Here is a 14,854-nt window from a genome sequence, read left to right as displayed (position 1 = left end):
CAGGTTATGGAGAGTCGTTCCAGTTGTACCGCATGACGAGGTCTTCCTCGTCGATCTCGCTGGCGAGTTTATCCACGAGCTCGTCCTGTTCGAGGTCGCCGAACTGCTCCAGTTCGTAGGGTTTGACCGTCACCGGTGAGGACTCGCCCTCGGCAATGCGCTCCTGCAGTTTGGCGACGCCGTAGATGAGTGCCTCGGGGCGGGGCGGACAGCCCGGGACGTGGATGTCGACCGGGATGACCTCCTCCGCGCCCTTGATCACGTTGTACCCTTCCTGGAACGGGCCGCCGGAGATGGTACACGACCCCATCGAAACGACGAACTTCGGCTCGGGCATCTGGTCGTAGACGCGCTTCATCCGCGGCGCGAACTTCGAGACGATGGTCCCCGGGACGATGATGACGTCCGCCTGGCGCGGGGACGCGCGTGGCACCCCTGACCCGAAGCGGTCGAGGTCGTGTTTGATCGCGTAGGTGTGGATCATCTCGATGCTACAGCAGGCGATCCCGAACTGCAGCATGAACATCGAGGAGCCCCGGACCCAGTTCATGAACTTGTCGAACTTGGTCAGGATGAACGGCGTCGACCCGAACGCCTCACGTAGCGTCGAGTTGAAGCGGTCGTCGGCCCCGTCGCCCATGCGGGCCTCCTGTGTCGATACGTCTTCGACGGCCGGTGGTGTCTGGTCACTACTCATATGTGTCTGCCCCCTTCGTGGCGCGCGGACTGCGCACCCACTGAACTGCACCGTTACGCCAGGCCCAACCGAGTCCGATGGCGAGAATCGTAATGAATACGACCATCGGTAGCAGTGCCGTGGTCATCCCGAGCTCAGCGGCAGCGTCGCTGTAGATGACCGTCCACGGGAAGATGAAGACGGTCTCGATGTCGAAGACGACGAACAGCAGCGCGACCATGTAGTACTGGATATTAAACTTGATCTGTCGACTGCTGCCAGTCGGCACTTCACCGGACTCGTAGGTGGTGCGTTTGCCTTGTTCCGGCACGCTGGGCCGCAATAGGCTCGAAACTGCCATCATCGTCAGTGGGATGGCTAGCGCCACGACCGCGAGCGCGCCGATGGCGATCCATGGATTACTCATTCCGGTATCTCCTATCGTCTGCCGGTTAGAAGTACTCGCATATAAGGGTTCATTGTTCGGTTTTTCGGCCCTGTGGGTCTTTAAGAGCCGACGCGCTCTCGGATGGCAAGTGACCTGTAACTGCCGCACCTCCCAGGGTGTGACGCCCCTCAGTTATCACTCGTCCCAGTACTCGCGCTTGAACCCGGGTGTCCCGAGTTCGTGGAGGTCGCGCGACGCCTCGCCGACGTTGGTCTGGAGGCCTTCGTGATACGAGACGAGACGGTCACGGAGTTCGTCGTGCTGCCGTGCGAGAATCTGTACCGCGGAGAGCGCGGCGTTGAACGACTTGCCAGCGTCGACCGCGGTCAGCGGCGCGCCCTGTGGCATCCCGATGACCGAGTCGACGGATTTCTCCTGCACTGGGACGCCAATAACCGGCAGCGGGTAGGCGATGCTGGCGGTCATGTTCGGCAGGTCCGCGGATTTGCCGCCAGCGCCGGCGATAATGACGTCGATGCCGCGGTCAGCGGCCGTCTCTGCGTACGCGTACATCAGGTCCGGCGTCCGATGGGCCGAGCAGACGAACGTCTCGAAGGTGAAGCGGCTCTCGGGCGCGTCGGTGTAGTCCGTCTGTTCCTCGAAGCCGAGTTCGTCGGCAAGCGCCGCGTAGGCCCCGGGCCGCTTGCCCTGCCCGCCGGCCATCGTCGGCAGGTCCGAGTCCGACCCCATGACGATGCCGACATCGGGCGTCAGATCGTTCGGCCGGTCCATCTCGGCTTCTTCGCGTAACTGGTCGATGAGCGACTGGACGCTGTCTGCGGGCATACGACCGACTGGAACGGGGACGGGCGTAAGTGTAGGCGATTTCCGGTCAGTCGGCTAGGGCCGCTTCCAGTTCGGCAAGCAGCGTCTGTGGGTCCGCAGGGAAGCACCTGAGTGGGTCGGTACGACCGGTGACCTGTATCCTGAGCGCGTACCGCTTGCGGTAGGTGAGCGCGAGGCTGGCGGCACCGGCGACAGCGAAGGCCCCGCCGAGGAGGACCGACCGGTCAAGTGACAGCAGACCGAACCCGACCAGCGCGGCGCTCATCACCGCGAGAAACCAGTCGACGTCCTGAAGACTTACCTCGACGATGTCGTCGAGGTCGACGACCACCGGATTGTCGCCACGGTCGACCACCAGGCGATCAGCACCGAGAATGACAGTCCCGCCGGTTCGGAGCGTGCCGGCGTACCGCTCGGTGTCGACAAGCGATGCGGCGTCTGCGGTCGTGCCGTCGCCGTCGTCGTCCACGGTCAGTCGTCGCTCACTGCAGCCGGGCGGTCGCCGCCGCGGCCGCGGATGCGGTCCAGTGACGAGACGTATTCGCTGTCGTCCTCCGTGAGCGCGGCCCAGGCTGCGAGGCCGCGCTCCTCGCGGGTCCCCGGCACGGTGTTGTCGAGGACGAAGGCGACGATACCGCCGACGACCATCCCGGTGCCACCCATGACGAACAGCGTCGTCGCGACCACATCGGTCCCGAGCACACTCCCGAGGACCGGAACGGCTGCCAAGCCCTGCTGGAGAGCTGTCGCACTGCCGACGTCCATTCCCTGCCCGACCTGGCTCATATACTCGGGCACCGCCAGGCCGGCAAAGAGCGCGAAGCCGACGATGAACACGTTCCGGTTGGCATCGAGGTCGACGTATTTGAGCTGTGAGAGGCCAACGGCAGCGATCTGTCCGAACATGACGATGTAGAGGCCGCCGATGATCGGCGACGGGATGGTCGCGAACAGCTGGCCCGCTGGACCGAAGTAGCCGACCAGAATCATTACCGCGGCGCCGATCTGCACGACGTAGCGGGAGGCGACGCCGGTGATGGCGATCGCACCGACGTTCTCAGTGTACGACGTACAGCCGTTGCCGGTGCCCATGATGCCGGCGAATACGTTGCCGACCCCCTCCATCCCGATACCGTCGTTGATTCGGCGGCTGTTCGGCGCACCGCGGCCGGCAATGCGGGCGACGGAGTGGTAATCGCCGAAGCTCTCGACGACGGAAGCGAGCATCCCGGCGAACATCCCGACGATGAACCCCGGCGTGAACTGCGGGAGCCCCCACTGGAACGGGTAGATGGGCTGGACCAGCGGTGCGTTCGTGACCGAACCGAGCGAGACATAGCTGACCGAGCCTGCGGCGAAGACGCCGGTGACCGAGAGGATAGCCGCGACGGTCCATGCAAACAGAATACCCAGAAGTACGGGAAAGAGCTTGAACGCGCGGTGGCGTCGATCGAGATACTGCGAACACGCGATAATCGAGAGCATTGTGAGCCCGAGCAGCCACCAGTTTTGCCCGGTCCCGGGGTTGCCGAAGTTCGGGTTCGCTATCTGTGGGACGTTGAACAGCGACAGTCCGATGAGCGCGATGACCGGCGCGATGACGACCGGCCCGACGTACCGCTTCAGCTTCCCCATGAGGCCGCTGTAGCCGATCACCACTTCGACGATGCCGGCGACGATGACAGCTCCCTGTAGTTCGACGAGCATTGTCTGCCAGTCCGCCCCCTGCTGGGCCAGCACGCCGATGATGGCCAGCCCGGGCGCGAGCATGGAGAACGTCCCACCTTGGACGATCGGGTATCTGTTCCCGAGCGTCGTCTGGGCGAGCGTCGCGATGCCGGAGACGACGAAGAACGTCCCGATGAGACGGCCGACCTGGTCCGGCGCGGCCTCGAACATCCCCATTGCGCCCGCGAGTCCGAGCGGGATCGCCACGGACGCGCCGATCATGGTCAGGTAGTGCTGGACGCCGAGCAGTATCGCCTGCTTTCGCGGTGGCTTGTCGTCGATGCCGTACTCGACGAAGCCGGCGGTTTCCGGTTCCTCCGGTGTCGTCGGGTTTTGTCCGTCATCCGGCGGTGTCGCGTCAGTCATGCTCGCTACCCATGGCACTGCAACTCCCGATACATATTCTTTGCTCGTTGGCCCAGCGGCGACGTGGTTCAGCCGCCCGCCTCGAAAGGAAAACGCTCTTGGCCCGCTCCGACACAGTCTTGGACATGAGCAACGGGGACGACGATGCCGACGCGTCGGACGACGCCGAGGCAGCAGACGAGATCGACGTGACCGCCGAAGAACTGGAATCGCGTCTTACAGAGGCCAGCGACGCGTTAGAGGCCGCAGAGACGGAGGCCGACCTCGACGACGTGGAGTCGTCCCTCGACGACATCGAGAGCGACCTCGAAGCCGCCGACCTGCCCGAACCCGACGAGGACGACGACGACGCTGAAGACCCCCGCGAGGAACTGGAGTCACAGCTCTCGGACCTCCGGGACGACCTCGATGCACAGCGTGGCCCCTACGCCGAGGACGTGGTCACTATCGTTTCCGACGCGGAAGACACCGTCACCGACAGCGAGTGGACCGACGACGGCGAGGGCGAGGCCCAGGAGGCCGTCGAGACGTTCCTCGACGAAAGCGCCGAGTTCGTCGACCACGACGCCGACACGGGCGGCGATTTCGTCGCTGCCGGGGATGCGCTGACCACAGTCGTCGACGCTATCGAAGCGGCAAACCTCGACCCTGACGAGGACACGGAAACTATCGAAGGGCTCCTCGAAGCGGCGGAAACGTTGGAAACAGGGCTGGACGAAGCCGAAGTCTGGGACGACCTCACGGTACAGGAGCAACTCGACGCCCGCGGCTTCTATGATATCCTGACCAACGAGAACCGGAAGGACTTCCCGCCGGAGTGGAACGCCGCGAAGCTCCACGCCGAGGAGGGGGACTTCGAACAGGTTCTGTTCGCATACGACAAACTCGGGTCGGAGTTCTTCGACGGATACATCGTCGACCTCCTGTACAACCTCGGCAGCGACGCCGAGCCGGCCTTCGACGCGATGCACCAGCGCGCCCAGAAGCGCGACAAAGGGCCAATCGAGGTACTGGGGAAGATCGGCGACGAGCGCGCGACCGAGACGCTGCACGACTACATCGACGGCGACGGCGACCCCGCGCTCCAGAAAGTCACGCTGCGCGCGCTGGGCGCTATCGGCAGCGCGGAGTCGGTCCAGCCGGTCGCCAACCGACTCGACGCCGACAGCGAAGAAATCCGCTCGGTCGCCGCCCGCACTCTGGGCCTGCTGGGTGACACCCGCGCTATCGAGCCGCTCGGCGACATACTCGAGTCCGACGACAGCGACTCCGTGCGCGCCTCCGCCGCGTGGGCGCTCCGACAGATCGGGACCGAAACGGCGCTCGAGGAAGCCGCCCGCTACACGGACGACCGCGCGTACATCGTCCAGGCCGAAGCCGAGAAGGCGTCAAGCGCCTGAGTCAGGGAATCTTTTTATACGAACGGGCGGCCAGACGCCCCGATGCGGTCGCTCGCCCCACTCGTCTGTTGCGTGCTCGTCCTCGCCGCGATAGGTCCCCATATCGCAGTTGGACAGGCGTCTCAAGCCGGCACAACAGCCAGCCGTCCTGCGGAGCCGTCGATTCACGCGGTGTACCCGGACCCTGTCGCTGGCGGCGACGCGGGGGAGTTCGTCGTCCTTGACATCCCCGACGGGACCGACATCGGACAGTACGCCATTACCGACGGTGACGGGACTGCGGGTATTCCGAATACCAGCGCACGCGGGCGCGTCGTCCTCTCGACGGCACCGAACCGGACACGCGGGCTCACCGACCGGCCGGTCGTCGGCCTCGACGGACATCTCGCGCTGGCAAACGGGGGCGAGCGGGTTCGCCTTCAGCGTGCCAATCAGACTGTCGATGCCGTTCGGTACACCGAGGCTGTCGAGGGGGAACTCGGCGAGGTAAACGGATCAGTCATCCGCTGGCGACCGCTGGGCGCGACGGACCGACCGGTCGTCAGGGCCGCCGGCGGCGAGGTACAAGCGTTCACGCTTCCGGACTCGCCCGCCGCGCCGATGCAACCGATTCGCAACGCTACCGAACGGGTGTACCTGGCCGGCTACACGCTCTCCTCGGCCAGGGTCGCCGACGCCCTCATCGCCGCCCAGCGCCGTGGCGCGACGGTCCGCGTCCTTCTCGAAGGTGAACCGGTCGGGAGCCGCACCGCCGCGGAAGCCCGCACCCTCGACCGGCTGACCGACGCCGGCGTCCCGGTTCGGGTAGTGACTGGCCCGCGCACCAGATACCGCTACCACCACGCGAAGTACGCCGTCGCCGACGGGCGGGCCGTCGTGCTGACGGAGAACTGGAAACCCGCGGGAACCGGCGGAAACAGCAGCCGGGGCTGGGGCGTCATCACGGCACAACGACGGGTCGTCGACGGGCTGAATCAGACGTTCCGATCTGACGCCGGCTGGCAGGACAGCGAGCGGTGGGGGGAGTACCGTCAGGGGCGACAGTTCGAGCAGGGCGAGCCGGCGACGGGCTCGTACCCGAGCGAGTTCCGGACGGAGTCGGTGGCCGTCCAGCGGACGGACCTCTTGGTTACCCCGGACAATGCCCAGGGCAAACTCGTCGCGACGATAGACGACGCGGACGACTCCATCGACGTCATCCAGCCCACGGTCGGAGATTGGGAGAGCCCACTTCTGCGGGCGCTCCGCCGGGCCGCGTCGCGCGGCGTCGAAGTCCGCCTCCTGCTGAGTGACGCGTGGTACGTTCGCGAGGAGAACACGCAGACAGCACAGCGGTTTCGGGAGTGGGCCGACCGCAACGACGCATCGCTGACGGCGAAAGTGGCGGACCCCGCCGGTCGCTACGAGAAGATCCACGCGAAGGGCGCCGTCATCGACAACAAGCAGGTCGTCGTCGGCAGCCTCAACTGGAACGAGGCGGCAGCGACGTCGAATCGCGAGGTCGTACTCGTGTTGCACGGCCGCGACGCGGCCGACTACTTCGGTGCCGTCTTCGACGCTGACTGGGGGGCCGGCGGGTTCGACACGCCGATTGGGGCACTCGTGGCCTCGCTCGGACTCATCGTGGTCGCCGGGCTCGCCGCTCGTCGGGTTTCGTTCGAGGCGTAAAAAACGGGTATCGTGTGTCGAGCGGCGTTACACTTCTTCCGGCAGCGCCGTCGAGCTTCCGAGCTCCTCGTCGATCTCGGCTTCGGCCATCTTCTCGACGAGGGCGTCGATGACCGACTCCCGCCGGCCCTTGACGAACTTGATGGAGCCGACGACGAGGTGGCCGCCGCCGGAGACGCCGCCGCCGTCGACCTCCTCGGTCAGTTCGGTGACCATCCGCGGGATGTCGAGGCGGACGCCGTCCGAGCGCAGGACGGCGAAGTCCGGGCCGTAGCCGATGGTGATGACGGGGTCGCCCGTCTCGGCGACCTTCCGGTCGTGGATTTCGCCGGTCGTCTTGCCCGGCGCGGGGTAGGTAAAGCGGTGGGCATGGTTCTCCACGTCGATCGTGTAGAGGTGCGCGCCGTTGTCGAGGCGCTCGTGCTCGACGTGGCTCATCGCGGCGTCGAGCTGGTCCTCGACGTCGCGCTCGGCCCGGTCGGCGAGGAAGTCGACGACTTCCCCGTGGCGGTCTCGGTCGTCGCAGTCGACGTTCAGCACGTCGGTGATGAGCTGTTCGCCGGAGTTGTAGCGCAGCCAGTGGGTCGCGTAGTCAAGCGCCTCGCCGATGTCGCGCAGGTCGGCCTCGTCGTAGTCCTTCTCGCCGGCGAGGTCGATGTAGTCGCGCATCGCCTCGGCCTCGGAGCGGTCCGACAGGCCCGCGACAGCGGGGACGTGTCGGAGGTCCTCGGTGAGGTCGGGGTCGATCATCCGGGCGAGTTCGACACACAGCATCCCCGTCGTGATGCGGTAGTCCTCGTCGTGGAGGTATGGATTGACGTGCTGTTCGATGAGCGGCTCGACGGCTTCCGGGTCCGGGTGGTGGTGGTCGACGACGACCACCGGGATGTCGTAGTGCCGGAGGTTACGGTAGGCCGGTGTGTCCTCCTCGGTGGAGCCGTTGTCGAGCATCAGCAGCATCGGTAGCTTCTGGCCGTGGCGGGTACGGTCCTCCAGCGCGAAGTTGAGGTCCCGGGTCACGTCCTCCATCTCGTAGTAGGGGGCCTTGCTCGGCAGGCGCTTGAGGAGGTGCTGGGGCGCGCTGGCGTCCTCGTACTGGGAGGCGATGAACGATTCCAGCGCGACCTGCAGCGGCACGCTCGCACAGAGCCCGTCGCCGTCGGCGTGGTGTCGCATGCGAATCGGGCGGCCCGAAAGCACCGTCTTGCGGAGTTCGGTCGCGACTTCGCGGAGGTCGTCCCACAGCTTCTCGAAGGCGGGCCACTCGACCAGCGGCTCCACGTCGGCCGGTTCGGCGGCCTCCGCCAGCGCGGCGTCGAGGTCGCTCTCGATGTCGTCGGCTTCCTCACCGTCGAGGACGGTCAGCGATTCAGCCTCGACCTGCAAGCCGTCGTCGCGCTCCTCGGCGCGCCCGGAGACGCGGACGATGTCGTCGATTTGGACGTCGGGGTGCGCCCGGACGCCGGCCTCCTCGAAGGCGGCACAGGGGACGATACCGGTTTCGTCCCGGACCTGGAACACAGTGGGGCCGCCGGTCTGTTTGATCTGGACGACCTGGCCCTCGATGATGACCGTCTCACCGGTGGCGTCGACGAGGGCGGAGACAGTGGTCGCGTTGCCGTGGGCGACGTGCTGTTCCTCGTAATCGGCGACTCGCACTTCCTCGAAGCTCAGGTCGCCGTCGGGACGGATCTCGCCGAGTTCGACGATGAGGTCCTCGCCCACGTCGTACTGGCCCAGAAGATTAGAGTCGTGGACGAGACCGGAGACAGCGTCGGAGAGATCGACGAACACGCCGTATTCGACGGTGCCGTTGACAGTTGCGTGGTACAGTGCGCCTTCTTCGAGATCGTCGGACGTACATTGGTCCGCGAGATCGTAGACGATGGTCCCGCCGTCGGGGACCGTAGCACCGTCACCGGTGCCAGTTGGCGAAGACATTTGTCAATCCTTCGGTGCTCCCCCGTTTGTACTCTTCGGAATCCGCGGAGGGACGAACACAACGCGTAAAAAGCGTCCGGCCCGACCCCGTGGTATGGGGTTGTTCCGAACGAGCGGGATACTCGGGATCGCGGAGTCCGCACTCGAGTTCGCGCTCGCAGCCTCTGAGGAGGCCCATCCCAACGAGTATATGGGCTTTCTCAGGGGCGATGACGCCAGCAAGCTCGGGCTCGACGACGACGGGACCGTTCTGACCGATGTTCTGGTCATTCCGGGGACGGAGTCGAACCCGGTCAGTGCGACTGTCAAGACGAGCATGGTTCCGAACGACATGCGAGCAGCGGGGTCGATTCACTCGCACCCGAACGGCGTCCTCAAGCCCAGTGACGCCGACCTCGCGACGTTCGGCCGCGGCGACGTTCACATCATCGTCGGCTACCCGTACGGTCGCGACGACTGGAAGGCCTTCGACAGCGACGGCTCGGTCGTCGACCTTCCGGTGCTCGACGTGGAGCCGCCGGAGGAGTCCTTTTTCGATTTCGATCAGGCCGACATCGACGCGGAGCTACGTGAGGAGGAGTTCGATCAGTGACCCGCGTCGTCGCACAGGGAACGTTCGACATTCTGCATCCGGGCCACGTCCACTATCTACAGGACGCCGCCGACATGGGCGACGAACTGCACGTCATCGTCGCCCGCTCGGTCAACGTCACCCACAAGCAGCCGCCGGTCGTTCCGGACGAGCAACGCCGGGAGATGGTCGGCGCACTCAAACCGGTCGACGAAGCACACCTCGGGCATCCCGAGGACATCTTCGTTCCCATCGAGCGCATCGAACCGGACATCATCGCACTGGGCTACGACCAGCACCACGACGACGAGCAACTCGAAGCGGCGCTGTCCGCCCGGGGCCTCGACTGTGATATCTGCCGGGCCAGCCCGCTGGAAGCCGAGGCGGCTGACCGGCTCCTGTCGACAGGCCGGATCATCGACCGGATTGTCGACGAGCGTAGCTGACTCGGTTCCGTAGTCTGCCCACTCTTATCAGCATATTAGCAAAATTATTTTACACTCACGTATCGCTAATGCAATCACCAGTTGGGACGATACAATGGGGATGGTCACAGTCAACGACGTCGATTCACGGTCGTACCGCGCTGTAGAGATACTGCTGCTCCTGCCGACGCTCCTGTTTGGATTCCTCGGTCTCGGACTGATCGTTGTCGGGATAGGGGGCGAGAGTGTGGGTACCGGGCCCCTCGGGATGGCCAGCATCTTCGGGACGTTCGGCGTCTGGTACCTCGGTGGCATTGTCGTGGCACTGATATCGTGGCTCGTAACGCCGGTTTTCCTCTACTTTGATACAAAGAAAGTGCAGGAAGCAGACGTGGACTGGGACCCGAATCCAGTCCTGTATGCGGTCGCCGGCTTCTTCCTCGGCTACCTGATGAAACTTCACCACCTGTACAAACGCCATCAGTATGTCGTCGACTGGGTCGACCGGGACTGGTGGTGGACGGTTGTCGCTATCGGGGCCGTGCTGCCGCCCGTCTGCCTCGTTCTTGGGGGCGTACTTGCTTCAAGCGGAAGCATCGGTATCGGACTTGTTTTGATTGGTGTCGGTATCCTCACTGCGGTACCGTTCTCTGTCGCGATATACCGCGACGCGACTTACGTCCGACTTCACTCCGGCGCGTGGCAGCCCAACCCAGGGAGCTACGTCGGTTTCAGTGTCTTTTTCTTTCTGTTCGGACCAGTAGTGTACCCCATACTCGGCTGTTACTACCTCTTTCGCCGCCACCGGGCTATCGGGACACTGTAATCGGTGACGTAGCCCTCCCTGTTCCAGTCCGAGATACGAACGTGGTGCTCACAGTTCTTGGAGGCGTGATGTGAGTGGCCCCGATTCCAGTCTAACCACAGCCTTCGTTTTACGACAGTAACAACCGCCTCTGAGACGACGCGCTCACCGGTACTGTCGATGCCGGCCGCAATCGCCAGCGCGTACTCGCCGTCGTTCGGAACGGCTACGGTCAGATTGTCGGGGCCTGAATCAGCGACGGAGTCCCAGCCTGGCTCGGGCGGGTAGGACTCCCGAACGGTGGTCGGGGCAAAACCGTTCGCAAAACGACGGTTCGCGCGTCAGATCAGGTCGGCCTCGGCGAGGCGGTCGACGGCTTCCTGCAGGCGCTCCTTGCTGTTTGCGTAGGAGATGCGAGCGTAGCCGGGCGTCCCGAACGCGGTCCCGGGGACGGTGGCGACCTGTGCCTCCGAGATGGCCTGGTCGCACCACTCCGTGTCATCCCCGTCGGGGGCGATTTCGGGCATCATGTAGAACGCGCCCTGTGGCTCGGGGACGTGGACGCCGTGGTCCTCGAACAGGCCCATGAGGAACTCGCGGCGCTCGGCGAAGGCCTGGCGCATCTCTTCGACGGCGTCGTCGGTATTCGTGATGGCCTCGACGCCGGCGTGCTGGACGAAGTTGACGGCACACGAGACGGAGTGGGAGTGGACCTTCCCGGCCTGGGAGACCAGTTCTTCCGGGGCCGCGAAGTAGCCCAGCCGCCAACCGGTCATCGAGTAGGCCTTTGAGAAGCCGTTGAGCGTGATGGTTCGGTCCTCCATGCCCTCAAGCGTGCCCAGCGAGATGGCTTCGACGCCGTCGTAGGTGATCTCCTTGTAGATCTCGTCCGAGATCACCGTGATGTCGTGCTCGACGGCGAGGTCGCGGACGCCCTCCATCGCTTCGCGGGAGTACACCGCGCCGTGGGGGTTGCCCGGGGAGTTGACCACGAGCAGCTCCGTCTCGTCGGAGACGGCGTCGGCGAGGTCGTCCAGCGCGCCTTCAAGCTGGAAGTCGTGGGCGGCGGTGTCGACGCGGGTCAGCGTCCCGCCGGCGAGTTTCGCCATCGCCTCGTAGGACACCCAGGCCGGGTCGAGCAGGGCGACTTCGTCGCCATCGTCGATGACGGTCTGGAAAATCTCGTACAGCGCCTGCTTGCCGCCGGGCGTGACGATGAGGTTGTCCGGGCCGTACTGAGTGAGGCCGTCGTCGTGGAGCTTGTCGGCAATAGCCTCCTTCAGTTCGGGGATGCCGTTCGAGGACGTGTAGCCGGTGTGGCCGGCGTCGAGTGCGTCCTTGGCGGCGTCTTTGATGTTCTCCGGCGTGTCGAAGTCGGGTTCGCCGACGCTCAGGTCGACGACGTCTTTCCCTTCGGCCTCCAGTTCTGCGGCCTTGTTGCTGATCGCGAGGGTCGCGCTCGGTTCTACACGTTCGACGCGGGAAGCGAAGTCCATAGTCATTGTTCGAGTTCAGTGGCGAGTTCGATCGCGCTCCGGACGGCCGAGGCCCCCTTGTCGGTTCGGGCCTCGGCTTCGTCCTGGCTCATGCCCGGGCCGATGATGCCCAGCGTGACGGGGGTGTCGCGGTCGAGGGATACGTCGGTCAGCCCCTGTGCGGCGGCGTTGCCGATGACCTGGTCGTGGTCGGTGTCGCCGCTGATGATCGCGCCGAGGACGGCCACGGCGTCGACGTCCGACCGGCGCGCCAGCCGGTCGGCGGCCAGCGGCGTATCGTAGGACCCCGGGACATCAATCGACGCGACAATCTCGGCGTCATTGTCGGCAGCGGCCTCGTAAGCCCCGTGCTCCATCTCCTCGATAACGGCCCCGTGTTTATCATACTGGGCGACAACCAGCCCGAGCTGCACCATACCTGACACCCGGGCAGGGGCGACTAAAGAACTACCGTTCCATGCCTCCGTAGTTCCAGACTGCTGTGCCGGCATCTGAGGTGGCCCGCTAGGTTAAAAACATGTTATAGAAACCAGAAGGATTCTAATGCCCCATGTGCTTGAGCCAGATATGGCTGAGCCGTCCCTGCTGTCTGCCCTCCACGATATCCGGGACCGGAGCCGGTCCTGGTTCGCGGACGACCCCCGCGCCACCGTGAAGCTCGTCGTCGCCGTGACGCTTCTCGGACTCGTCCTCAGAGTCGCGGCGCTCGGGAGCCGCGTCGCCCACTTCGACGAGGGTCGCGTGGCCTACTGGGCGCTGCATCTCCGCGATTCCGGCTCGTTCGCCTACCGATACATCATCCACGGCCCGTTCATCCAGCACGTCGACGCCTGGGTGTTCACCGTCGCCGCGCCGACTGACTTCACGATGCGGCTCCCGGTCGCGATTGTCGGTGGCCTGCTCCCGCTGACAGCACTGCTCTTTCGCGAACACCTCCGGTCCGACGAGACTGTGTTCATGGCCGCGTTTCTCGCGCTCAATCCGGTCCTGCTGTACTTCTCGCGGTTCATGCGCAGCGACGTGCTGGTCGCGGCGTTCATGTTCGCCGCCTTCGGCCTGCTCGTCCGGTTCGTCGACACCCGCAAGGCGCGCTATCTCTACGGCGTCGCGGCGTTCATGGCGCTCGGGTTCGCCTCGAAGGAGAACGCCATTGTCTACGTGCTGACGTGGCTGGGCGCGACTGGTCTCCTGCTGGCGAAGGTACTGGTCCTCCCCAACGGCTATCGCGACGCGGTCGGCTTCCTCCGTGGCGTCCCGACCGTCGGCGCAATCTGGGGGCGGATGGCGGGCCGCGTTCGGGCCGACATCGCGCTCGTCGTCAACACTGTCCGCTCGTTCCGCGACCGCCACGACAGCGCCGGCTCCGTCCTCGCGGCGTACGCGAGTCACATCATCCTCGCCGCGCTGGTGTTTGGCTTCGTCTCGCTGTTCTTCTACGCGCCCCGCGGGGCCGGCGTCGCGGGCATCGAATACCCGCCAGCGCCGGCCGCCAGTGGCGACGTGAACTTCTGGTCCGGCGTGACGAACCCGTCGCTGTTCCCGGAGCTCGTTCAGGTGACCTGGGAGCGCGTCGTCGACCAGTACAGCGAGTGGTTCTCGCCGGCCTCGGAGAAAGCCACGACCACTGAAACAGGCCTGGTCGACTCTATCGAAACGTTCTACGAGAGCGTCGACGGCCACTACGAGGTACTGTTGAAAGCGCTGGGCTACACCGCGGCACCGCTGCTTCTGTTCTCGGTGTTCGGGTACGCGCTCGACCGGCTCGGAACCGTCGAGCCGCGCCACCTCGTCCCGTTCGCGGCCTACGGCGGCTACGTCTCGATTCTGGGCTACCCCATCGGGACCGACATCGGCGCGCCGTGGCTCGCCGTCCACGTCGTGGTCCCGCTGTCGATTCCGGCCGCTGTCGGACTCGCTGCTGTGATCCGGTGGGGGAACGAATCGCTGTCGACCGACGACGTGACCGGCGCTGCCATCGCCGCTGCCATCGTCCTGCTCGTTACGGCCCTCGTCGTCAACACCACTGCCACGCGGGTGTACACCAACGAGCACCTGGAGGGGAATCCGTTGGTCCAGTACGCCCAGCCACAGGAGTCGCTCCGCGACGATCTGGCGGAGATGGACCGCATCGCGACGAGCAACGGAAACGGCACCGATGTGGTGATGTACCACGGGGAGCGCGGCGACGCCTACGACGGCGACGACGCGTACGTCAAAGAAGACCGCGGTCAGTGGAACGACTCGTGGTGGAACACCAGACCGACCTGCTTGCAATGGCACAATTCACTGCCGCTGCCGTGGTACTACGCGGCCGAGGACGTGAACGTCTCGTGTGAGAACCGACCAGACACGCTCGCCGAACAGACGCAAGAAGACCAGCCACCGATAGTCATTACCCAGCAGATCGACAGCACGGTCCCCGCCGAACGGCTCGAAGCCGCCGGCTACGAACCCCGAACCCACCGAATGCGAACGAAGTACGGCTCGAACGACATGACGGTGTGGGTCCACGAGTCCTACGGGCGAGAACCGAACGGTTAACAC

The 14,854-nt window shown here is 65.1% G+C and carries 14 protein-coding genes; 6 read left to right on the top strand and 8 right to left on the bottom strand.

What is annotated here, in order from left to right:
- Positions 1–4 precede the first annotated feature (4 nt).
- From HAH_RS09835 to HAH_RS09815, 5 genes are all read right to left on the bottom strand, one after another.
- A complete protein-coding gene (locus tag HAH_RS09835) occupies positions 5–697 on the bottom strand; it encodes an NADH-quinone oxidoreductase subunit B (RefSeq protein WP_004957101.1) in 693 nt (230 codons plus the stop codon).
- A complete protein-coding gene (locus HAH_RS09830; protein WP_004957100.1) occupies positions 690–1,103 on the bottom strand; it encodes an NADH-quinone oxidoreductase subunit A in 414 nt (137 codons plus the stop codon). The genes HAH_RS09835 and HAH_RS09830 overlap by 8 nt, the downstream gene beginning before the upstream one ends.
- Before the next feature lie 156 nt (positions 1,104–1,259).
- Positions 1,260–1,910, bottom strand: coding sequence for an AIR carboxylase family protein (locus HAH_RS09825; protein ID WP_014040784.1), 651 nt, complete (start codon positions 1,908–1,910; stop codon positions 1,260–1,262).
- A 46-nt stretch (positions 1,911–1,956) separates the two neighbouring features.
- Positions 1,957–2,379, bottom strand: a complete 423-nt coding sequence (locus tag HAH_RS09820; RefSeq protein ID WP_014040783.1) for a hypothetical protein — start codon at positions 2,377–2,379, stop codon at positions 1,957–1,959.
- Positions 2,380–2,381: 2 nt separating this feature from the next.
- Positions 2,382–4,004 carry a uracil-xanthine permease family protein gene (locus tag HAH_RS09815; protein ID WP_014040782.1) on the bottom strand — a complete coding sequence of 541 codons (1,623 nt, stop codon included), beginning with the start codon at positions 4,002–4,004 and terminating at the stop codon, positions 2,382–2,384.
- Between the two features lie 125 nt (positions 4,005–4,129).
- Between HAH_RS09815 and HAH_RS09810 the strand changes: the two genes are divergently transcribed.
- Together HAH_RS09810 and HAH_RS09805 are read left to right on the top strand one after the other, a co-directional pair.
- Positions 4,130–5,404, top strand: coding sequence for a HEAT repeat domain-containing protein (locus HAH_RS09810; protein ID WP_014040781.1), 1,275 nt, complete (start codon positions 4,130–4,132; stop codon positions 5,402–5,404).
- 42 nt (positions 5,405–5,446) lie between these two features.
- Complete coding sequence (locus HAH_RS09805; protein WP_014040780.1) at positions 5,447–7,072, top strand: phospholipase D-like domain-containing protein; 1,626 nt, start codon at positions 5,447–5,449, stop codon at positions 7,070–7,072.
- 27 nt (positions 7,073–7,099) lie between these two features.
- On the opposite strand, the gene HAH_RS09800 is transcribed toward HAH_RS09805, so the two are convergent.
- Positions 7,100–9,013: a DHH family phosphoesterase gene (locus HAH_RS09800; protein ID WP_014040779.1), complete on the bottom strand. Its 1,914-nt coding sequence runs from the start codon at positions 9,011–9,013 to the stop codon at positions 7,100–7,102.
- 94 nt (positions 9,014–9,107) lie between these two features.
- Between HAH_RS09800 and HAH_RS09795 the strand changes: the two genes are divergently transcribed.
- From HAH_RS09795 to HAH_RS09785, 3 genes are all read left to right on the top strand, one after another.
- On the top strand, positions 9,108–9,605 hold the full coding sequence (locus tag HAH_RS09795; RefSeq protein ID WP_014040778.1) for a Mov34/MPN/PAD-1 family protein: 498 nt from the start codon (positions 9,108–9,110) through the stop codon (positions 9,603–9,605).
- Complete coding sequence (locus HAH_RS09790; protein ID WP_014040777.1) at positions 9,602–10,030, top strand: adenylyltransferase/cytidyltransferase family protein; 429 nt, start codon at positions 9,602–9,604, stop codon at positions 10,028–10,030. Before HAH_RS09795 ends, HAH_RS09790 begins: the two co-directional genes overlap by 4 nt.
- 94 nt (positions 10,031–10,124) lie before the next feature.
- A complete protein-coding gene (locus HAH_RS09785) occupies positions 10,125–10,835 on the top strand; it encodes a hypothetical protein (protein ID WP_023843334.1) in 711 nt (236 codons plus the stop codon).
- Between the two features lie 320 nt (positions 10,836–11,155).
- Here HAH_RS09785 and HAH_RS09780 read toward each other — a convergent pair whose 3' ends face one another.
- Positions 11,156–12,316 (bottom strand): pyridoxal phosphate-dependent aminotransferase, encoded by a 1,161-nt coding sequence (locus HAH_RS09780; RefSeq protein WP_044951925.1) that lies wholly within the window; start codon positions 12,314–12,316, stop codon positions 11,156–11,158.
- Positions 12,313–12,726: a 6,7-dimethyl-8-ribityllumazine synthase gene (gene ribH, locus HAH_RS09775; protein WP_014040774.1), complete on the bottom strand. Its 414-nt coding sequence runs from the start codon at positions 12,724–12,726 to the stop codon at positions 12,313–12,315. The genes HAH_RS09780 and ribH overlap by 4 nt, the downstream gene beginning before the upstream one ends.
- 151 nt (positions 12,727–12,877) lie before the next feature.
- On the opposite strand from ribH, the gene HAH_RS09770 reads away from it, so the two are divergent.
- Entirely contained in the window at positions 12,878–14,851 is a 1,974-nt protein-coding gene (locus tag HAH_RS09770) for a flippase activity-associated protein Agl23 (protein WP_044951923.1), read from the top strand.
- The last annotated feature ends 3 nt before the right edge of the window (positions 14,852–14,854 follow it).

The organism is Haloarcula hispanica ATCC 33960 (assembly GCF_000223905.1).
Classification (GTDB): domain Archaea; phylum Halobacteriota; class Halobacteria; order Halobacteriales; family Haloarculaceae; genus Haloarcula; species Haloarcula hispanica.
This window is presented reverse-complemented; position numbering and strand designations above follow the sequence as displayed.